Source organism: Polaromonas sp. P1_A2, assembly GCF_056406895.1.
This window is the reverse complement of the sequence record NZ_JBFTZI010000005.1, coordinates 118,151-136,788: the sequence shown is the minus strand read 5'-3', so window position 1 is coordinate 136,788 and position 18,638 is coordinate 118,151. Positions and strand designations below refer to the sequence as shown.

General features: G+C 64.8%; 21 protein-coding genes. 11 read left to right on the top strand and 10 right to left on the bottom strand.

Annotated features, from left to right (window positions below):
• Nucleotides 1-43: 43 nt before the first annotated feature.
• Nucleotides 44-364, top strand: coding sequence for a hypothetical protein (locus AC1D09_RS19210; RefSeq protein ID WP_477662516.1), 321 nt, complete (start codon nucleotides 44-46; stop codon nucleotides 362-364).
• A gap of 105 nt (nucleotides 365-469) precedes the next feature.
• On the opposite strand, the gene AC1D09_RS19205 is transcribed toward AC1D09_RS19210, so the two are convergent.
• On the bottom strand, nucleotides 470-1,363 hold the full coding sequence (locus tag AC1D09_RS19205) for a LysR family transcriptional regulator (protein WP_477662517.1): 894 nt from the start codon (nucleotides 1,361-1,363) through the stop codon (nucleotides 470-472).
• Between the two features lie 135 nt (nucleotides 1,364-1,498).
• On the opposite strand from AC1D09_RS19205, the gene AC1D09_RS19200 reads away from it, so the two are divergent.
• From AC1D09_RS19200 to AC1D09_RS19170, 7 genes are all read left to right on the top strand, one after another.
• Nucleotides 1,499-1,765 (top strand): DUF1127 domain-containing protein, encoded by a 267-nt coding sequence (locus AC1D09_RS19200; protein WP_477662518.1) that lies wholly within the window; start codon nucleotides 1,499-1,501, stop codon nucleotides 1,763-1,765.
• 42 nt (nucleotides 1,766-1,807) lie between these two features.
• Nucleotides 1,808-2,890, top strand: coding sequence for a PLP-dependent cysteine synthase family protein (locus tag AC1D09_RS19195; RefSeq protein ID WP_477662519.1), 1,083 nt, complete (start codon nucleotides 1,808-1,810; stop codon nucleotides 2,888-2,890).
• 8 nt (nucleotides 2,891-2,898) lie between these two features.
• A complete protein-coding gene (locus tag AC1D09_RS19190; RefSeq protein WP_477662520.1) occupies nucleotides 2,899-4,005 on the top strand; it encodes a lipocalin-like domain-containing protein in 1,107 nt (368 codons plus the stop codon).
• A gap of 39 nt (nucleotides 4,006-4,044) precedes the next feature.
• Nucleotides 4,045-4,338 (top strand): YciI family protein, encoded by a 294-nt coding sequence (locus AC1D09_RS19185; protein WP_477662521.1) that lies wholly within the window; start codon nucleotides 4,045-4,047, stop codon nucleotides 4,336-4,338.
• The gene (locus AC1D09_RS19180; protein ID WP_477662522.1) at nucleotides 4,335-5,000 is read left to right on the top strand and encodes a hypothetical protein; all 666 of its coding nucleotides are present in this window, start codon (nucleotides 4,335-4,337) and stop codon (nucleotides 4,998-5,000) included. Before AC1D09_RS19185 ends, AC1D09_RS19180 begins: the two co-directional genes overlap by 4 nt.
• 83 nt (nucleotides 5,001-5,083) lie before the next feature.
• A complete protein-coding gene (locus AC1D09_RS19175; RefSeq protein ID WP_477662523.1) occupies nucleotides 5,084-5,689 on the top strand; it encodes a hypothetical protein in 606 nt (201 codons plus the stop codon).
• Nucleotides 5,690-5,757: 68 nt separating this feature from the next.
• Nucleotides 5,758-6,204 carry a PaaI family thioesterase gene (locus tag AC1D09_RS19170; RefSeq protein WP_477662524.1) on the top strand — a complete coding sequence of 149 codons (447 nt, stop codon included), beginning with the start codon at nucleotides 5,758-5,760 and terminating at the stop codon, nucleotides 6,202-6,204.
• 92 nt (nucleotides 6,205-6,296) lie between these two features.
• Here AC1D09_RS19170 and AC1D09_RS19165 read toward each other — a convergent pair whose 3' ends face one another.
• The 8 genes from AC1D09_RS19165 to AC1D09_RS19130 form a co-directional block, all read right to left on the bottom strand.
• Entirely contained in the window at nucleotides 6,297-7,202 is a 906-nt protein-coding gene (locus AC1D09_RS19165; RefSeq protein WP_477662525.1) for a hypothetical protein, read from the bottom strand.
• A 39-nt stretch (nucleotides 7,203-7,241) separates the two neighbouring features.
• The gene (locus AC1D09_RS19160) at nucleotides 7,242-7,901 is read right to left on the bottom strand and encodes a DUF1281 family ferredoxin-like fold protein (RefSeq protein WP_477662526.1); all 660 of its coding nucleotides are present in this window, start codon (nucleotides 7,899-7,901) and stop codon (nucleotides 7,242-7,244) included.
• 52 nt (nucleotides 7,902-7,953) lie between these two features.
• Nucleotides 7,954-8,409 carry a hypothetical protein gene (locus AC1D09_RS19155; RefSeq protein WP_477662527.1) on the bottom strand — a complete coding sequence of 152 codons (456 nt, stop codon included), beginning with the start codon at nucleotides 8,407-8,409 and terminating at the stop codon, nucleotides 7,954-7,956.
• Nucleotides 8,410-8,610: 201 nt separating this feature from the next.
• Nucleotides 8,611-9,060, bottom strand: coding sequence for an SRPBCC family protein (locus AC1D09_RS19150; RefSeq protein WP_477662528.1), 450 nt, complete (start codon nucleotides 9,058-9,060; stop codon nucleotides 8,611-8,613).
• 14 nt (nucleotides 9,061-9,074) lie between these two features.
• A complete protein-coding gene (locus AC1D09_RS19145) occupies nucleotides 9,075-10,643 on the bottom strand; it encodes a DHA2 family efflux MFS transporter permease subunit (RefSeq protein ID WP_477662529.1) in 1,569 nt (522 codons plus the stop codon).
• A gap of 77 nt (nucleotides 10,644-10,720) precedes the next feature.
• Entirely contained in the window at nucleotides 10,721-12,118 is a 1,398-nt protein-coding gene (locus tag AC1D09_RS19140; protein WP_477662530.1) for an EmrA/EmrK family multidrug efflux transporter periplasmic adaptor subunit, read from the bottom strand.
• 60 nt (nucleotides 12,119-12,178) lie between these two features.
• On the bottom strand, nucleotides 12,179-13,651 hold the full coding sequence (locus AC1D09_RS19135; RefSeq protein ID WP_477662572.1) for an efflux transporter outer membrane subunit: 1,473 nt from the start codon (nucleotides 13,649-13,651) through the stop codon (nucleotides 12,179-12,181).
• A gap of 82 nt (nucleotides 13,652-13,733) precedes the next feature.
• Nucleotides 13,734-14,267, bottom strand: a complete 534-nt coding sequence (locus AC1D09_RS19130; RefSeq protein ID WP_477662531.1) for a MarR family winged helix-turn-helix transcriptional regulator — start codon at nucleotides 14,265-14,267, stop codon at nucleotides 13,734-13,736.
• 89 nt (nucleotides 14,268-14,356) lie between these two features.
• Between AC1D09_RS19130 and AC1D09_RS19125 the strand changes: the two genes are divergently transcribed.
• From AC1D09_RS19125 to AC1D09_RS19115, 3 genes are all read left to right on the top strand, one after another.
• Nucleotides 14,357-16,141, top strand: coding sequence for an ABC transporter transmembrane domain-containing protein (locus AC1D09_RS19125; protein ID WP_477662532.1), 1,785 nt, complete (start codon nucleotides 14,357-14,359; stop codon nucleotides 16,139-16,141).
• Between the two features lie 160 nt (nucleotides 16,142-16,301).
• A complete protein-coding gene (locus AC1D09_RS19120; protein WP_477701179.1) occupies nucleotides 16,302-17,612 on the top strand; it encodes a Glu/Leu/Phe/Val family dehydrogenase in 1,311 nt (436 codons plus the stop codon).
• The gene (locus AC1D09_RS19115) at nucleotides 17,612-18,100 is read left to right on the top strand and encodes a hypothetical protein (RefSeq protein WP_477662534.1); all 489 of its coding nucleotides are present in this window, start codon (nucleotides 17,612-17,614) and stop codon (nucleotides 18,098-18,100) included. Before AC1D09_RS19120 ends, AC1D09_RS19115 begins: the two co-directional genes overlap by 1 nt.
• A gap of 9 nt (nucleotides 18,101-18,109) precedes the next feature.
• Here the strand turns inward: AC1D09_RS19115 and AC1D09_RS19110 are convergent, their stop codons facing one another.
• Nucleotides 18,110-18,625: a DUF1178 family protein gene (locus AC1D09_RS19110; RefSeq protein ID WP_477662535.1), complete on the bottom strand. Its 516-nt coding sequence runs from the start codon at nucleotides 18,623-18,625 to the stop codon at nucleotides 18,110-18,112.
• Nucleotides 18,626-18,638 lie beyond the last annotated feature (13 nt).

Below are 18,638 nucleotides of genomic sequence, written 5' to 3'. Positions count from 1 at the left end.
CGATGTCAGCGTTCGGCTGGAAGCGGGCATTGGAAGAAGCATCATGAACCCCTTACACCAACACGAAGCTTATTTGGACACACCGGATCCAAAGCTCTACGTGTCGGGTGATTCAATTCGGGGCGAGTTCGACAAGCCAATTTCGGTGGCACTCGCAAGCTGTAGTGACAGGGAGGGCCTCAAAGCAGGTGCTGCAATGGTTTGGGACGCGCTTTCGCAAAACACCATTCCACTGCCAAACAGATACCTTATCCAGCGCTTCATCCGCCTTGCTATCGAAAAGAATGGCTTGGCTATCCGGATGGATGCCGTCATGCTACAGCTCGACCGTGAGTGGGGTACGAACGTATATACGGGCATGTAAGAGCGAGTGGTCTTAGCGCTACTGTACCGGGTGAAATGTCCGCTATGAACCCAAGGCAGGTATGAAAATCAGGCTGCGCTGCATCAGTGCCTTGAGTTACGCAGATCACGCCTGACGAAACTTCGCCAGCGTCTTGAGCAGGTTGCGCGTGGCGCCGTCCAGCGCCTCCGGCGGCCGGTGCACCATGGCCGTGTGGCGCACCAGCGCGGGCTTGAGCGGCAGCAGTTGCACGTCGTGCCGCACATGGGACTCTTGCTCCGATTCCTCCCGCGGCAGCACGGCGGCGCCGTAACCGGCCGCCACCAGGCTCTTGATGGCCTCGGAATAGTTGAGCTCGATCCGCGCGCGCGGCGTGAAGCCCGCGTCGGCAAACCAGGCCATGGTCATGCGGTACATATGGGTGGGCGTCTCATTGAAGATCAGCGGCTTGCCCGCCAGCCAGGCCGGCGTGGCGTGTTTCGGCGCCTTCCAGCGCCTGGGCACAAAAGCCATCATGGGGTCGCTGCGCCAGTGCGTGATCACCATGCCGCGCTGCGCGGGCGGCGGCGTGGCGACCAGGCCCACGTCCAGCGTGCCCTGCGCCAGCCGCTCCAGGGTGTCGGCTGAACCCAGGATGCTGACCTCGACGTCGATGTCGGGATGGGCCAGCTCCATGGCCTTGAGCACCTGCGGCAAAAAATAGACCAGCACCCCGGTGGTGCTGCCCAGGCGCACGCGGCCGGCACGGCCTTCGACGTGGCGCTTGACCGCATCGACCGCATCGTCGGCGTCGCGCAGCAGGCGTCGCGCCCGCTCGACCAGCACGGCGCCGGCCGGCGTGGGCTCGACCTTGCGGCCGCCGCGCACCACCAGCGGCGTGCCCAGGCGGCTTTCGAGTTCGCTCACGTGCAGGCTCACAGTGGGCTGCGCCAGGTGCAAGCCCTGGGCCGCGGCCGAAAAAGTCCCCAGGTCGGTGATGGCCACCAGGGTGCGCAGCTGGTCCAGGTTCAATTCGCGCATGGAAGGTGCTTCATAAGGTTCTCCATCAGGAATACTGATAGTTTTTATCAGAAAACTCAACTTCCACAATACCAGAATAAATTGCACCATGGGCGCCTGGCTTCATCCACACCGTCACACCCCAAGGAGCACCCCATGCCTGCCGCCACCATTCCCACCGTCTCACCGGGACTCAGCCTCACCGTGGGGCTGCAGCGCTTCGCGGGCCTGGCGGCGGCGCTGTGCAGGCTTGGTGGCGCCTGGTTCAGGCCATCGCGCGGCGGCGCACCGACGCCGCCCCGATTGCAGCGGGACGAGCTGATGGCCATGAGCGGCCATGAGCTGAACGACCTGGGCATAGGCCGCAGCGAGATCCCGGCCCTGTTCGGCGAGCCCTCATCCTGGAGGGCCAGCCGGCATTAAAAGCCGGCCACCAGGGCCTTGCTTGCTGCGAGAATCGGGGCCATGGCCGCCCCCCAAACACCCAGCAGCTCCTGGCTCAGCGCCGCCGTCGTCCGCATTGAAGCCGACTACCAGCGCAGCGCTGACACCCACCTGATCCCCCTGCCGCTGCCGGAGTTCGCCGCGCGCGGCATCGATTTCTACCTCAAGGACGAATCCACGCACCCCACGGGCAGCCTCAAGCACCGGCTGGCGCGTTCGCTGTTTTTGCACGCGCTGTGCAACGGCCTGATCCATGAACGCAGCACCATCGTGGAGGCTTCCAGCGGCTCCACGGCGGTCAGCGAGGCCTACTTCGCGCGCCTGCTGGGCCTGCCCTTTATCGCGGTGATGCCGCGCAGCACCTCACCCGAAAAAATCGCGCAGATCGAGTTTTACGGCGGGCGCTGCCACTGGGTGGACAGCGCCGCGCAGGTGTACGACGAAGCGCGCAGGCTGGCCCGGGAAAGCGGCGGCCACTACATGGACCAGTTCACCTATGCCGAGCGCGCCACCGACTGGCGCGGCAACAACAACATCGCCGAAAGCATGTTCAGCCAGATGGCGCGCGAAAGGCATCCCGTGCCGCGCTGGATTGTGGTGGGCGCGGGCACGGGCGGCACCAGCGCCACCATAGGCCGCTATGTGCGCTACCAGCGCCACGACAGCCGGCTCTGCGTGGCCGACCCGGTGGGTTCGGTCTTTGCCGCCTATCACCGCAGCGGGGATGCGGGCCTCACCGGCGCAGGGTCGCGCATTGAGGGTATAGGCCGGCCGCGCGTGGAGGCCAGCTTTATCCGCACCGTGATAGACCGCATGGTGGAGGTCGCCAATGTGGACTCGATCGCCGCCATGCAGGCGCTTTCGCAGCTGCTGGGCCGCCGTGTCGGGCCGTCCACCGGCACCAACCTGGTCGGCATGCTGGCGCTGGCGCACGAGATGCTGGCGCGCGGCGAGCAAGGCTCCATCCTGTCGCTGCTGTGTGATTCGGGTGAGCGCTACCTGCCGACTTACTACAACGCCGAGTGGGTGGCCGGGACCATCGGCGACTGCACGGCCGCCCAGGCGCAGGTCGCCAGGCGGCTGCGTCCCACGGCTGTCGCCTGAAGAAACCCATGCCCTTGCCGCCGTCCACGCGCACCTTGCCCGCCCTGCTGCCCAGGCGCGGCCTGCTGCTGGCCGGCGCCGCGCTGGCCGGATGGGGAGGCATCACCCGCCCGGCCCAGGCCCTGCCCGCCAAAACCCTGGTGTTCCCGCGCGACCGCGGCGCCCATCCTGAATTTCGCACCGAGTGGTGGTACATCACGGGCCAGGCCAGCACCGAAGCGGGCAAGCGCGTGTTCGGCTTCCAGCTCACCTTCTTCCGTTCGCGCGTGGACGCGACCCAGGGCATGGCCTCGAAATTCGCCGCTAAACAATTGCTCTTTGCCCATGCGGCCCTGACTGACCTGCAGGGCAAAAAACTCTGGCATGACCAGCGCATCGCGCGCGACGGCTTTGGCATCGCCACCGCCAGCGAACGCGACATGGACCTCAAGCTGCGCGACTGGTCGCTCAAAGCCCAAGGCGGCAAGTACATCGCAGAGTTGCCGTCCAGCGACTTCGCGCTCAAGCTGGCGTTTGAGGAGACACAGGAGGTGCTGCTGCAAGGCAAACAAGGCCTGTCGCGCAAAGGCCCCGAAGAAAAGCAGGCCAGCTACTACTACAGCCAGCCGCAGCTGGCCACACGCGGCACCGTGCAATTCAAGGGCCGGGATTTTGCCGTGAGCGGCAAGGCCTGGCTGGACCACGAATGGAGCGAAGAAATCCTGCACCCTGATGCCGCGGGCTGGGACTGGATAGGCATGAACCTGAGCGACGGCAGCACCCTCACCGCCTTCCGGCTGCGCGCCAAGGACGGCAGCGCGCTGTGGGACGGCGGCTCCTTCCGTTCGCCCAGGGGCGGCTTGTACAGCTTCAGCCGCGGCGAAGTCATCTTCAAGCCCGTGCGTTACTGGAAAAGCCCGCTGACGCAAACCAGCTACCCGGTGGAATGGATAGTCCGCACGCCGGCCGATTTTTATACCGTGCGCGCCGTCATCGACAACCAGGAGCTCGACAGCCGCCAATCCACGGGCTCCATTTATTGGGAAGGCTTGAGTGAGCTGATCGACAGCAACGGCAAGCTTGTGGGTATGGGGTATCTGGAAATGACAGGGTATGCGCAGCCGCTTCGGATGTGAATTCGCCGTCTCTCTTCAAATTTCAACAGGAGAAAATTCATGCGTTGGGTAGCCATCTTTGACGACAAGCCCGGCATGCTGGCCGTACGCCAGGAGCGAGAGCCCCTGCACCTGGCCTATCTGCTTGCCCATGAAACCGAAATCCTCATCGCCGGCGGCTTGCGTGAGGCGCCGGGCAGCGGCTTTGTCGGCGGGCTCTGGGTGCTGGAGGTTGCGTCCAGGGAACGCGCCGTTGCACTTGTCGAAAACGATCCCTACTTCGTCCCGGCCTGCCGCAGCTATCGGCTGCTGACCTGGGGCAAAGCCTTGGCCGACAAAGAAGCCGTGCTGTGAAACCGGCAGGTTTCAGGACCCTCGCCGTCGCCGTCGCCTGTGTCCTGGGCCTAGGCCTGCCGGGCTCGCCAGCCCTTGCGCAATCCGGCAATGACGCCTGGAGCCAGTCATACGATGCCGCGTCACGGACACGCTACATCCCGCTCGAGCTGATTCTGGGTGCGCCCTGGGACGGAAAGAAGGAACTCGCCCTCCCGAAAGGCCACTTCACCGAAGGCGTGGCGCGCGACCCCAGCACCTGGCGCGGCCCGGTTGAGTGGCAGCACCCGCAGACCGGCGAGAAGCTGATGGTGTACGACCGCTCCCGTCGCGGCGTCTGGCAAAAATTCGCGCTACGTGCTGATGGGAGCGCGATCGGCCGGGTGGCTGACAGCCGTTTTGATATCGATAGCTGTGACCAGGAAGCCAAATACCCGCTGGGCTACTGGACGCAGTCGGAAGTCCGGCAATTTGAATACCGCTGCTGGTATGCGTCGGGGGCGAACCGCATCCCCGCCGAGATGGTCACAACACTCACCATTGAACAGATCGATTTTGACTACCGCGGCTCGCCGCATTCACTGCAAGTTCGCTGGGTACTGAGGCGCAAAAACGACGCGCGTGAAATAGACAACCGGGTTTATATATTTTCTCCCGGCAAAGGCGCAGTGTCGGTGCGCTGAGCGATAAAGCGAACGCCTGGAAACGCCATGCGCCAGTGTGACTACACTGGTACATCCCCCAGCCCCAGACTCAAATCCCCAAAATGGAATTCTTCACCCTGGCGACCTGCGTCGCCATCGCCGTCTACATCCTCAAACTGTCGGAGGAACGCCGGCGCATCGCCCTGCTGGGCAGCCACCTGGGCCAGTACCAGATCGAAAAACTGATGGAGACCCTGACCGACGGCTACCTGCGGGCCCTGGGCGAAAAAGAACCGGAGCGCCGCGAACAGGTCTGGAACCAGCTGGCCGGCAGCGAACTCAAGCTGTGCGAGCAATTCACCCTTTTTGCCGCGGGCTTTTCCAAGGTCGATGAAGTGCAGGCGCGCACCAGCAAGCTGCCGATCACGTTTCCCTTCGCGACCAAGCTGCTGCCGGGCCTGAGCTTCGACATGCGGAAAATGCTGGCAGTCCACGCCCAGGGTATTCTGCGTGCGGCGGAAAACAGCGCCCAGCGCACGCCCAAGGACAAGGCCTTCACCATGTCGGCCGAGCTGTTCCTGATGCAGCACAGCTGCCACTGGTTCTGCAAGTCCAAGGCCGTGGCCTCGGCGCGCATGATGGTGCGGCACAAGACCTCGCATGAGCAGCTCGTGGCATCGGCGTCGCTCGAGACGCGCGAGGCCTATCTCGCCTTGACGGGCCGGTGACGTCACCGGCCACCCGCCTGTCACCCGCGCTACAGCGCGCCACCCCTGTCCGTCCTATATTTCCAGCCATGACGGACTCCACCCTGCTGAACACACTGCAAGCGGTAAACCACACCGCTTCCTTCAACCGCTGGGCCGGCTTTGAGGTTGTTCGCGCCGCAGCCGGCGAGGCCGAGATACGCATGGCCTGGCGCGGGGAGGACATGGGCCAGTACGCGGGCTATCTGCATGCGGGCCTGATAGGCGCCATGCTGGACACGGCCTGCGGCTATGCGGCGGCCACTGTGTCGGGCCGCGTGCTGGCTTCGCACTTTTCAGTGAACTGCTTGGTACCCGCCGTGGGTCGCGGCTTTGTGGCGCGTGGGCGTGTGGTGAAAGCCGGGCGCAAGCAGGTGTTTGCGAGCGCGGAGTTGTTTGCCGAACAGGACGGCGACGAGTTGGTGCTGGTGGCTACGGGCAATGCGATTCTCGTGCCGGTGGAGGCGTCCGCCGGATCGCCTGCTCAAGCAAGCTGAATATCGGCAGTCAATGCGTCGGCAACGGTGCCCGCGCTTTCAGGCGGTGCCGGCCGAAAGATTGAATTTTTGATGTCGTGTGCAGGACGAAATCATGGTTTCAATTCGTTCGGAATACGCCCCTTGCGAAAGACGTTCGGCGCGGCAAACAAGCGCTCGACCGCCTTCCCCTCAAGTACGTAAGCTTCATCCCCACACGTTTGGCGCCAACCAGGATGATATGGAAATGTGAGGAAGAGCTTTTGAGGGCCGTCTATCGATAGCAGGCTCCAATCAAAAGAACGCCAGTTAACACAGGCATTCATGTCATGGTCGTCCAATTGCCTTTCGCAGATCAACTTTGGGTCACGAGACCTGCTCTTCAAGCAAACGGCATATGCGCGCTTGTCCTCCTGGAACGTTTTTTCAATCGCCGTACCAAGAAGAGCATTCAGTTCTTCCTGAGCGTCGGCCTTGAACAGTGATTGAACAGGAACCTGGACTCCCGCTGCGTAGTCGAAAACCAAAGTCTCAATGGCATGCTGCGGCCGGGTACCTCCAAGCCATTCCGTGTACAAGGTAAAGAGAATATAGGGGCCGAAGATATGTTCAGGGAACAACTCAGATTGCGTATTGGCAGAACCGCGGAATTCTTTGTCGCGGCCAAGTTCCGCCAAAACACGCGAGTCCTTCATGGCCCGTGCTCGACGTGAAATCTCCGTGTCACCTTGAAACAACGCTGTCAGCGCAACCGTTCGAGCCCAGCCATTTAGCTTTCCGAGGCGTGTTGCGTTTTTATCCGAGAACACAGGGTATTTCCAGGCTACCGAATAGGCTCCGTTTTCCGGCGGCTCACGAGCATCAGCCGGCCATTCCGGGACCTCGCCTCCCGCATATTTGAAATTCGACGGAGCATCAACGGTCTCGCTTGCTGCTGCAGCAATAGACGTGGCCATTGCGAAAACCAGGATTGCGTTTAGAGCCCAGACTAATGGATTGAAGCGCACGCATGCTGCCATGACTTGGAGGCCTCCATGAAATGTATGTCAGAAGATCTGTCAAGTTCTGATGCCATCGTTCCGAATCTCCCGCAATATGTCCGCCGCGGGCCGATTGAGCTTCTCAATTTCCCGGCCGCCCTTGAGAACATAGCCACCGCCCCAACGCAGATGCTCGTCCGCATACAGGACCCGGACTTCGAGCGCCGGCCACTTCTTCGACAGTGCCTTGACCAGCGGCTTGGGAAAGGCTGATGCGGTGGTGAAGCGGACGGTGATCTGATCAGGCCCTGCTTCAATCTTTGAATCTTCGGCGTTCCACTTCGAGCCCCAATGCTTTTTGCACCAGTCGTACCAGGACCCAAAGCCGTGCTTCTCGATGTTCTCCTTGTACTGGCGCGCGGGCGCCAGGTACATCTCCGCGCAATCAAGGCTGCGAATGCATGCCAGCAGCTGTTCGCGGGACTCGAGCGGAAACGGATGGCCGAGCTTCGCGGCCGATTCCTTCCATGTCCAGTACTTGGCGGGCTCTGTCCAGTCGCCGTACAGCGCGTCGTAACCCGTCGTCACCGCGCTGCTTTCTTCAATCTCAAGTTCCGGCGGCATCGGAATCACCGAATTGAAATCGAAGGCTTCCGCGCTGAAATGGGCATCGCGGCAAGATGCCAGCGAATCAGGGTCTCCTGAAAGTCGCAGCAAAGCGAATACGGCGTCTGACATGGCAGCCTAGACCTGGCGGGTGAAGGGCAAGGTGGGGGTCGGGAACAGGCGTTTATTTCAACTCGGCGTAGCTCATCTCGCCAATCTTCTTGGCAAGCGTGTCTATCCCCAGCCAGGCGTTCCGGTAGTAGTCTTCAACGGAGTAGGTCCTTCCCTGGTAGGCAATGACGGCCTTGATCTCGTCCTTGCCGGCGAACGCCCCGGCGAGGAAACGCGAGGCGTCCTCGCGGGCCGTGTACGACTTGACAGTCAGGCTTGCCTCTTTCTGCGTCGTTACCTTGCGCCCCGCCTTGGCGGCGGCTTCGTTGTAGCCGGCAACAATAAGGGAAGGAATCTGCGGTTTGACCACGCAGGGACCGCAATCCAGGGTCACTTTGAGGGCAGGCAGCTCAGCCATGGGAGCAGCGCTGGCCTGGGGCGCCGAGCCGGTTTGAGTCGTGGTGGCACAGCCCGAGATGACGGCCGCACCGGAGATGAGAAAAAGGCCCAGGTGATTTTTTATGCTCAAGGTAACTCCTTCGTGTGGTGATGGGGTTGACGAAGCCTGGGCTAGTGTAAGGGGCCAGACTGCGGCGCGGCCTGGCGGGCATGCGCTGGCCCGCACGTCAAACACCGATTGCAACACGACCGTGCAAGCCCTTGCGTGGGCGAGCCGGAGCTGTCAAAACACCAGCGAAACCACCATAGAGGTTCGCGCCTGCGGTGCTACTCAGGCATCGCGGCAATAACACCGCTCTGCGAACTGCTTCAGGATACCCAGCGTCCCGGCCCAGTAAAACTGCAGGTGCTTGAAGATGCTGACCGTCGGGAAGCCTGCCGCCATGAGTGTCAGCAATGTGGCATCCCCTTGGGGTGCCAGGCTGAACGTCAAAGTCGTGAAATTTTCGGGTTCATCGGGAAGCTGTGACAGGGAGCTCAAATGGGTGTAGCTGAGCCGCTCCATGGGCTTGCACTCCAGGACCACACCGATATTCCGGAAGGGCAAATGGTGGAGGCCACTCACCACCATAGCGCTGCCGACCTGCCAATCGGTCTCTATGCCGATTTCCATCTCTGGCTCGCCCATCCACAGCTTCATTTTCCCGGTATCGATCAGGCTGTCCCACACAAGCGGCCTTGGTGCCTTGATAAGCGTGTTGAGTTCGAAGGACTGCGTCACGGGAATCACACCGGCTAGTGCGCCCCGGCCGCCGCGTCCGCACTCCCCGCCCCCGCCTTGGTATGCCGCGTCAAGAACACCAGCGGAATCAGCAGCAGGAAGATCAGCGCCGAGACATAAAACACGTCGTTGGCCGCGAGCATATAAGCCTGCTGGTCGGCCAGGCGGTTGAGGGTGCCCAGGGCCTGTTCGGGCGTGAGGCCGGCGCCGGCCAAACCATTGAGCGCACTGTTGGTGGCGCTGCTGCCCTGGTTCACGTATTCGCTGATCTGCGCATGGTGCATGGCGGCGCGGTCCTGCCAGATGGTGGTGGCGATGGAGGTGCCGAAGGAGCCGGCCGTGATGCGCACAAAATTCGACAGGCCCGATGCCGCCGGGATCTTCTCAGGCGCAATACCCGACAGCGTGATGGTGACCAGCGGGATGAAGAAGAAGGCCATGGCCACGCCCTGGATGATGGTCGGGATCATGATGGTCTGGAAGTCGGCCTGGGTGTTGAAGTGCGAGCGCATCCACAGCACCAGCGCGAACACCATGAAGGCAAAGGCGGCGAAGCGGCGCGGGTCGACCTTGGCGATGTTCTTGCCGACCACGGGCGACAGCAGCAAGGCAAAAGCCCCCACGGGCGCCAGCACCATGCCGGCCTGCGTGGCGGTGTAGCCCATGTACTGCTGCAGCCACAGCGGCAGCAGCACCACGTTGCCGAAGAACAGGCCGTAGCCCACCGACAGCGCGAGCGCGCCGGCCCAGAAGTTGCGTTTCTTGAACAGCGTGAGGTCCACCACGGGGTGTTCTTCGGTGAGTTCCCAGATCACGAAGGCCGCCAGGCCGACCAGCGCGATGATGCCCAGCGCAATGACTTCACCGGAATGGAACCAGTCGAGCTCCTGGCCCTTGTCGAGCATGATCTGCAAGGAGCCGACCCAGACCACCAGCAGCGCCAGCCCCACGGAGTCGATGGGCAGCTTTTTGGTGGGGCTTTCACGTTTGTGGAAGATGCTCCAGGTGATGAAGGCCGCGCCGAAGCCGACGGGAATGTTGATGTAAAAAATCCAGGGCCATGAGATGTTGTCGGTGATCCATCCGCCCAGCAGCGGGCCCATCACCGGCGCGATCAGGGTCGTCATGGACCATAAGGCCATGGCCAGCCCGGCCAGCGCTTTCGGGTAGCTCGACAGCAGCAGCGCCTGCGACAGCGGGATCATGGGCCCGGCGACCAGGCCCTGCAGCACGCGCAGAAAGATCAGCGTGGTCATATTGGGCGCCAGGCCGCACAGCCAGGAGGTCAGCACAAACAGCATGACGCTGGCGGTGAAGAGACGCACCTGGCCAAAGCGCTGCGACAGCCAGCCGGTGAGCGGCACGGCGATCGCGTTGGCCACGCCAAAACTGGTGATGACCCAGGTGCCCTGGTTGGGGCTCACGCCCAGGTCGCCGGCGATGGCGGGCAGCGACACGTTGGCGATGGAGGTGTCCAGCACGTTCATGAAGGTCGCGGCCGACAGGGCCAGCGTGCCCCAGAGGCGCGCCGACCCCGTCAGCGGCGGGGGTGGGATATAGGCGGAAGCAGGTGCGGAAGCCATGAATGCCTTGCGAGGAAAGAGCGGATGGAAACCGCGATGGGGGTTGACCGCGGTTGCGCTTGTTTGGGGTGAGCGGCTTAAGGTGCTGTGCGGTTGCCGGCCAGCGACAGCGTGTGGCTGAACGCAAGGGTCTGGGCATCGCCGACGGCCTGGGCCGGCAGAGCTGCGCCGCCCGGCTGCGGCGCCGGCCTGGCCGCGTTGGCGGCCTTGGCCGACTTCACGGCGGCCTTGCCGGTGTTGGCGGCAATCACGCGCTGCACATCCTTGTCGGCCGCGTCATCCTGCGCGCCGTAGGTCTGGCTGTGCGCCAGGGCAGCGTCGCGCGGCGCATCGGCCAGGGTCTTGCCGTCCTTGTTGCTCACGTCGACTTCGGCTTCCATGGAGAGACCCACGCGCAGCGGGTTCTCCGCCAGTTGCTTGGCGTCCAGCGCGATGCGCACGGGCACGCGCTGCACCACCTTGATCCAGTTGCCGGTGGCGTTCTGCGCGGGCAACAAGGCGAAAGCCGCGCCGGTGCCCACGCCCAGGCCCGCGACGGAGCCCTTGTATTCGACCTTCTTGCCGTACAGGTCGGCGACCAGCGTGACGGGCTGGCCTATGCGAATATTGCGCAGCTGCACTTCCTTGAAGTTGGCATCGACCCAGACCTGCTTGAGCGGGATGATGGACATCATGGGCGTGCCGGCGGCCACGCGCTGGCCCAGCTGCACCGTGCGTTTGGCGACGTAGCCGTCGACCGGCGCGAGCAGGCCGGCGCGCTGCGTGGCCAGGTAGGCTTCACGCACCTTGGCGGCGGCCACCTGCACGCTGGGGTGCTGCTCGATGCTGGTGCCTTCGGTCAGGGCCTGGTTGCTGGCGAGCTGCTCGCGCGCGGCGGTCACACCGGCCTGCGCGGCGGCCAGCGCGCTTTTGGCGGTGGCCAGCTGCGTCTGGGCGTGGTTGAGTTCTTCCTTGGAAACCGCGCCGTTGCCGGTCAGCGACTGGCGACGGTTCAAGTCGTCATTGGCGCGCGCGATGTCGCTTTGCGCCTTGACCACATCGGCGTCGCGCAAGGCGATCTGCGCGGCCAGCGTTCCGTTGTTGGCGTAAAGCGTGCGCACCTGGCGCACGGCCTGGGCCAGCGCGGCCTCGGCCTGCTCGAGCGCGACCTTGGCGTCGGCCGGGTCCAGTTGCACCAGCGCCTGGCCGGCTTTCACAAAGTCGGTGTCGTCGGCCATGATGGCCATGACGGTGCCGCCGATCTGCGGCGTGATCTGGATCACATTGCCCTGCACATAGGCGTTGTCGGTGGACTCATAGTGGCTGGCCACCAGGTATTCATAGGCGGCCCAGCCCAGGCCGGCGACCACCACGACGGCGGCCAGCGCTGTCAGCGCCTTTTTGCGCTTGGGATTGCCCGCGGGTGCCTGCACCGGTGCGGCAGCGGGCGTGGATGCTGGGGAGGCTGCGGAATTGGAAGATTCAGGAGTGCTCATGATGTTTGGGTCTGCTGGTGATCTGTTGGTGTTTGTATCTGGGGGTCGTCTGCGGCTGGCTCAGAAGGCTGCGGCGCTGGCATGGCGGCCCGCGGTCATGGCGGGGCCGGGGGTGTAGCCGCCGCCCAGTGCGCGTATCAGCGCCACCTGCGTGTCCAGCGCGCGGGCCGACAGGTCGACCGCGAGCCGGCGCTGGGCCAGCACGCTGGTTTCCGCCGTGAGCACATTGAGGTAGTTGCCCAGGCCGGCCTTGTAGCGCTGCACGGCGATTTCGTAAGCGCTTTCGGCGGCGTCCTGAGCGGCGCGCTGCTCGGTTTGCTGGCGAACAATGGCTTGCGAGGACGCGACCTGGTCGGCGACGTCGCGCACCGCGTCGATCACGGCGGCGTTGTAGCTCTCCACCGCGGCGTCGAGGTCGGCGGTCTTGCCGCGCAGGTTGGCGCGCAGCCGGCCCGCGTCAAAAATCGGCAGGCGCAGCGCCGGGCCCACGCCCCACTGCCGGCTGCCCGAGTCGAGCAGGTTGCCCAGGCCTATGCTGGAGAAACCGGCAAAGGCGACGAGGTTGATGTTGGGATAGAACTGGGTCTTGGCGTTGGCCACGTCCCTGGACGAAGCCTCGACGCGCCATCGCGCGGCGGCGACGTCGGCGCGGCGGCCCAGCAGGTCGGCGGGGATGGTGGCGGACACCGCGACGTTCTTGATCGCGGCTTGCGCGGAAGGCGCCAGTGCGGCGGCGCCGTCGGGCTGGCCGACCAGCGCGCCCAGCGCATTGCGCGTGAGCGCCATCTGCTCGAGCAGGGTTTCAAGCTGCAGGCGGGCTTCAGGCAGGCCGCCCTCGCTCTGGCGCAGTTCGAGGCGGGTGTCCAGGCCGGCGTCCACGCGGTCGCGCACCAGCTTCAGGGTCTCTTCACGCTGCGCCAGCGTGCGGCGCGCCACGTTAGCCTGTTCATTGAGGCGCACCAGCTGGAAGTAGCTGCGCGCGACATTGCTGGCCAGCAGCAGGCGCGCGGCCTGGGCGTCGGCCTCGGCGGCATTGGCGCTGCCCAGCGCGGCGTCGAGCGCCGCGCGGTTCTTGCCGAAGAAATCCAGCTCCCAGCTGGCGTTGAGCTGGGCCGTCCCGCTTTCGCGGATGGAGCCGGCCAGCGGCGGCGGCACCGCGCCGTTGGCGGTGTAGCGCTGTCGAGTCAGGTCGAGCTGGCCGGTGAGCTGCGGCAAAGTGGCGGCGTCGGCCACCTCGATCACGGCCTGCGCGCGCGCCAGGCGTGCCTGCGCGAGCTTGAGGCTGGGGCTGGTTTGCAGGGCTTGGGCGACCAGGGTGTTGAGCTGCTCGTCGCCGAAATCGCGCCACCATTCAGCGGCCAGCGGCGCCTGCGCAGTGGCCTGCGCGCCGGAATCCGGGTTGGCCTTCAGGCCCAGCGAGGGCGCGTCGCGCAGGCTGGCTTGCGGCGCGATGCCGGACATGTCGGCACAGCCGGCAAGGCCGGTCGCCATCAGGCCCACGGCCACCACGCTGGCAGCAGCCACCAGGGCCATGCGAAAGGATGCCTGCCAGACCGGCAGCTTGGGGCCCGCATCGGGCGTCATACCGGGGACGGCCCGGGGAAAGTCACAGGTGTTATTTGTCATCTTGTTCATTCGCTGCTTGGAGGGTGTGCGCGGTTTCAAGGATGCGGCGCAGATAGCCTTTGAGGTTTTGCCACTCCTCGACCGAGAAGCCGGCCAGGTGGGCGTTCTGCACACGGCTGAGCACGGCGGGGATTTCCTTGGCGGCTTCGCGGCCTTCGGACGTGAGCTCGATGTTCACCACGCGCCTGTCGTCGCTGGAGCGGATGCGGCGGCAAAAGCCCTTGGCTTCGAGCCGGTCCAGCAGGCGGGTCATGGAGCCGGCGTCAAGCTGGCATTGGCGCGCCAGTTCGGCCACGGTGGAGGCCTTGCCGAGGTAGAGCTTGAGCATGGGCACCCATTGGGCGTTGGTCAGGCCCTGGGGCTCGAGTTCGCGCGCGACCTGCTGGGAGACGCTGTTGATGATCTGGCGCATCAAATAACCGGTGCTTTGGCCGGCGTCGTAGTCGCTCGCGCAGTAAAACTCGGCCGGCAGGCCGCAAAGTGCGGGGCCGGGAGCTACCGGGCGGGGGGATTTGGCATTCATGGGGCCGAATAATACATGCCTAGACAAATAATGTCAAGGCTGTGTTTGTTTTGGCAATTTTCTGACCTATTTTTGACTAAACTCCCTGGATGGCGACACTTCCCCCCTCCTCCGGCCCCAAGGGCTCACCACGTTCCCTCTCCGGTTTGCTGCCTTTTCTGCGGCCCTATCGCGGCCGCATCCTGCTGGCCGCGCTCTTCCTGGTGCTGGCCGCGGTGGCTACCCTGGTGTTCCCGCTGGCCTTGCGCGGCCTCATCGACGGCGGCTTCAGCGCGGCCGGCAAGGGCGAGCAACTGATGGCCTTGCGCACGCATTTCTTCGAGCTGTTTGCCGTGGCCGCCGCGCTGGGGCTTTTTTCCGCCGGCCGTTTTTACATGGTGAGCTGGCTGGGCGAGCGCGTGACGGCCGATTTGCGCAATGCGGTCTATGCCCATGTACTACGGCAAAGCCCGGAATTTTTTGAGACCACGCAGACCGGCGAGGTGCTGTCGCGCCTGACCGGCGACACCACGCTGGTGCAGACCGTGGTGGGTTCATCGCTCAGCATGGGCCTGCGCAATGCCGTGATGGGCGTGGGCGCGCTGGGCATGCTGGTCTATACCAACCCCTATCTGATGGTGCAGGTGCTGGGCGTGCTGGTGCTGATCGTCGCGCCCTCGGTGTGGTTCGGGCGGCGCGTGCGCAAGCTCTCGCGCGCCAGCCAGGACCGCGTGGCCGACTCCAGCGCAATCGCCGCCGAAGTGCTCAATGCGATTCCGGTGGTGCAAAGCTACACGGCCGAGGCGCGTGAAGCCGGGCGTTTCGACCAGTCGACCACCCGGGCCTTCAACACCGCCGTGCGCCGCGCCGGGGCGCGTTCGGTGCTGGTGGCCTTCATCATCATCGCGACCTCGGCGGCGCTGCTGTGGGGCCTGTACCAGGGCACGCAGGCCGTGATGCGCGGCGACATCACGGCGGGCCACCTGGGCCAGACCGTGGTCTACGTCATCATCCTGGCCAGCGCTTCGGCGGTGCTGGGCGAGGTCTACGGTGACCTGCTGCGCGCGGCGGGCGCCACGGAGCGGCTGATGGAGCTGCTGGCCTCGCGCTCGCCCGTCAGCTCGCCGGCCCAGCCGGTGCCGGCCCGGCTGACGCAGGCGGGCAGCGCGGTCCGGTTCGAGGCGGTGAACTTTCACTACCCATCGCGCCCGGCGCAAGCCGCGCTCAGCGATTTCAGCCTGAGCGTGGCGCCCGGTGAAACCGTGGCCATCGTCGGGCCCAGCGGCGCGGGCAAGAGCACGGTGTTCCAGCTGCTGCTGCGTTTTTACGACCCGGCTTCGGGCCGCATAGAACTCGACGGCGTGCGCACCGACGCTATGGCGCTGGAGGACCTGCGCCAGCGCATAGGCATGGTGCCGCAGGACGCGGTGATCTTCTCCACCAGCGCGCTGGAAAACATCCGCTACGGCAAGCCCGGGGCCAGCGATGAAGAAACCCGCGCCGCCGCGAAAGCGGCCTTCGCGCACGAGTTCATCACGGCCCTGCCCGAGGGCTACGACACCTTTCTGGGCGAGCGCGGCGTACGCCTGTCGGGCGGGCAGCGCCAGCGCATCGCGATCGCGCGGGCCATGCTGAAGAACTCGCCGCTGCTGCTGCTCGATGAGGCCACCAGCGCGCTGGACGCTGAAAGCGAACGCATGGTGCAGGCGGCGCTGGAGTCGGCCATGAAGGGCCGCACCACGCTGGTGATCGCCCACCGCCTGGCCACGGTGCAGCAGGCCGACCGCATCCTGGTGCTGGACCACGGCCGGCTGGTGGAACAGGGGACCCACACCGAACTGGTAGCCCGTGGCGGTGTTTACGCGCGGCTGGCCGCCCTGCAGTTCACGGTATGAGGCCCGTCGAAACGGCCGCCCCGAGCCGGTTGCCGAATTCAAGTCCGGCGTTATGCATTATTTGCATAGATCGTGGTGCACAATGCCTTGGACTATTCGGGAGCGGGCTTTTAAGCTCCGTGCACTGAGTTTCACCAAGAAATCCCACAAGGAGTTTTTCATGTCGCACGCCTCAACCGGCCCCATCCCCGCGGGCTCCCACCCCCTGCCCTCCTACCTCCAGGCCGACAACCTCGGCCCCTGGGGCAACTACCTCCAGCAAGTAGACCGGGTCATCCCCCACCTGGGCAGCCTGGCGCGCTGGGCCGAGACGCTCAAGCGTCCCAAGCGCGTGCTGATCGTCGACGTGCCCATCCACATGGACGACGGCACCGTCGCCCACTTCGAGGGCTACCGCGTGCAGCACAACGTCTCGCGCGGCCCCGGCAAGGGCGGCGTGCGTTTCCACCAGGACGTCACGCTGTCGGAAGTGATGGCCCTGTCGGCCTGGATGTCCGTCAAGAACGCGGCGGTCAACGTGCCTTACGGCGGCGCCAAGGGCGGCATACGCGTGGATCCCAAGAAGCTTTCCCGCGGCGAACTCGAGCGCATGACGCGCCGCTACACCAGCGAGATCGGCATCATCATCGGCCCCAACAAGGACATCCCGGCGCCCGACGTCAACACCAACGACCAGATCATGGCGTGGATGATGGACACCTACTCGATGAACACCGGCTCCACCTCGACCGGCGTGGTCACCGGCAAGCCGGTGGACCTGGGCGGTTCGCTGGGCCGGCGTGAGGCCACGGGCCGCGGCGTCTACACCGTGGGCGTGGAAGCGGCCAAGCACATAGGCCTGGACATCGCGACCTCGCGCATCGCGGTGCAGGGTTTCGGCAACGTGGGCGGCGTGGCGGGCAAGCTGTTTGCCGAAACCGGCGCGCGCGTGGTGGCAGTGCAGGACCACGGCGGCACGATTTACCGCGAAGCCGGCCTGGACGTGCCGGCGCTGCTCAGGCATGTGGAAGCCAACGGCAGCGTGGCCGGTTTCCAGGAGGCCGAAGTCATCGCCAACGACAAGTTCTGGGACGTGGACTGCGACATCCTGATCCCCGCCGCGCTCGAGCAGCAGATCACCGAAGCCAACGCCGGCCGCATCAAGGCGCGCATGATCATCGAAGGCGCGAACGGCCCGACCACGCCGGCCGCCGACGACATCCTGCACGACCGCAACATCCTGGTGCTGCCGGACGTGATCGCCAACGCCGGCGGCGTGACGGTCAGCTACTTTGAATGGGTGCAGGATTTCTCCAGCTTCTTCTGGGACGAGGAAGAAATCAACAAGCGCCTGGTCAAGATCATGAAGGACGCCTTCGCCGGCGTCTGGCATGTGGCCCAGGACCAGAAGGTCAGCCTGCGCACCGCAACCTTCATCGTGGCCTGCAAACGCATACTGCACACGCGCGAGCTGCGCGGCCTCTACCCCTGATGGAGCATGCGCCCGACGGCCCCGGCGACGGGCGGTCCGCGATGGCCGCTTTTCGCCGGCCCGCGGCCGCCTTGTTTCTGGGTGCCCTGGTGGCGGTCCTCGCGGCGCTGCTGGGGCCTTTGCTCGACGGCCCGGCTGTGGCGCGCTGGAGCGTGCAAAGTTATGAAGACGAAAACCTGCGGGCCGCCTTCGCGCTGATCGCCATCCGCCACCTGCCGATGTTCCTGCTCGCGATAGCGGCCGGCAATGGGGTGTTCAGGCTGCTCAAAAACACCTCGCTCACCCTGGTGGCGATCAGCAGCCTGCCGTGGCTGCTCTACGTCGCCGTGACCGGCACCCTGGACTCCATGGCCGTCGGTGAAAGCCCGTTCAGCTGGGTCAGTTATGAGCCGGCCTATTTCATCTGGCCGCATTTTGTCGCCATCCCGCTGGGGCTTTATGCGGCGAGCCGCATGGTGCGGCGCCGCCGGACGGCAGTGCCCGGCTGAGCGGCCAGCCTACTGCAGCGTTTCCTTGACCGCCGCCGGCAGCGGCAGGGGCATGACCTCAATGCCCTCTTCCAGCAACTCGACGGCTTCACGCACGCTGGTCTGGCCGCGTATGCTGCGCGCTTCCTGCTCGCCGTAGTGCATGCGGCGCGCCTCGTCGGCAAAACGCGTTCCCACATCCTCGGTATTGGCCAGCACATGGCGCAGGGCCTGCAGGAATGCGGCCTGCTGCGCCTGGCCGGCACCGGCCGGCATGCCCGCGACGGCGGCCATGTTGCGCCCCGCAGCGCCCTCCTGCGCATTCACGGCGGTGGAAGGCGATGGGGACTGTTTTGCGGACGCATCCGGGTCCTGGCGGCCGCCGAGGTTCAGGCGCGGTGCACTCGGGAGTTTTTGCACGCTTTTGTCGGCGCACAGCGGGCATTCGACCAGGCCGCGTGACAGCTGGCTCTGGAAATCGTCTTCGGACGCAAACCAGCCTTCAAATACATGCTGGTGCGAACACTGGAGATTCAGGACCTTCATGGGCGGATTATCG

Excerpts from the sequence above, each read along its gene's own strand:
- AC1D09_RS19210 (WP_477662516.1), top strand. The coding sequence starts at position 44 with ATGAACCCCTTACACCAACACGAAGCTTATTTGGACACACCGGATCCA.
- AC1D09_RS19205 (WP_477662517.1), bottom strand. The coding sequence starts at position 1,363 with ATGCGCGAATTGAACCTGGACCAGCTGCGCACCCTGGTGGCCATCACC.
- AC1D09_RS19200 (WP_477662518.1), top strand. The coding sequence starts at position 1,499 with ATGCCTGCCGCCACCATTCCCACCGTCTCACCGGGACTCAGCCTCACC.
- AC1D09_RS19195 (WP_477662519.1), top strand. The coding sequence starts at position 1,808 with ATGGCCGCCCCCCAAACACCCAGCAGCTCCTGGCTCAGCGCCGCCGTC.
- AC1D09_RS19190 (WP_477662520.1), top strand. The coding sequence starts at position 2,899 with ATGCCCTTGCCGCCGTCCACGCGCACCTTGCCCGCCCTGCTGCCCAGG.
- AC1D09_RS19185 (WP_477662521.1), top strand. The coding sequence starts at position 4,045 with ATGCGTTGGGTAGCCATCTTTGACGACAAGCCCGGCATGCTGGCCGTA.
- AC1D09_RS19175 (WP_477662523.1), top strand. The coding sequence starts at position 5,084 with ATGGAATTCTTCACCCTGGCGACCTGCGTCGCCATCGCCGTCTACATC.
- AC1D09_RS19170 (WP_477662524.1), top strand. The coding sequence starts at position 5,758 with ATGACGGACTCCACCCTGCTGAACACACTGCAAGCGGTAAACCACACC.
- AC1D09_RS19165 (WP_477662525.1), bottom strand. The coding sequence starts at position 7,202 with ATGGCAGCATGCGTGCGCTTCAATCCATTAGTCTGGGCTCTAAACGCA.
- AC1D09_RS19160 (WP_477662526.1), bottom strand. The coding sequence starts at position 7,901 with ATGTCAGACGCCGTATTCGCTTTGCTGCGACTTTCAGGAGACCCTGAT.
- AC1D09_RS19145 (WP_477662529.1), bottom strand. The coding sequence starts at position 10,643 with ATGGCTTCCGCACCTGCTTCCGCCTATATCCCACCCCCGCCGCTGACG.
- AC1D09_RS19140 (WP_477662530.1), bottom strand. The coding sequence starts at position 12,118 with ATGAGCACTCCTGAATCTTCCAATTCCGCAGCCTCCCCAGCATCCACG.
- AC1D09_RS19135 (WP_477662572.1), bottom strand. The coding sequence starts at position 13,651 with ATGGCCCTGGTGGCTGCTGCCAGCGTGGTGGCCGTGGGCCTGATGGCG.
- AC1D09_RS19130 (WP_477662531.1), bottom strand. The coding sequence starts at position 14,267 with ATGAATGCCAAATCCCCCCGCCCGGTAGCTCCCGGCCCCGCACTTTGC.
- AC1D09_RS19125 (WP_477662532.1), top strand. The coding sequence starts at position 14,357 with ATGGCGACACTTCCCCCCTCCTCCGGCCCCAAGGGCTCACCACGTTCC.
- AC1D09_RS19120 (WP_477701179.1), top strand. The coding sequence starts at position 16,302 with ATGTCGCACGCCTCAACCGGCCCCATCCCCGCGGGCTCCCACCCCCTG.
- AC1D09_RS19115 (WP_477662534.1), top strand. The coding sequence starts at position 17,612 with ATGGAGCATGCGCCCGACGGCCCCGGCGACGGGCGGTCCGCGATGGCC.
- AC1D09_RS19110 (WP_477662535.1), bottom strand. The coding sequence starts at position 18,625 with ATGAAGGTCCTGAATCTCCAGTGTTCGCACCAGCATGTATTTGAAGGC.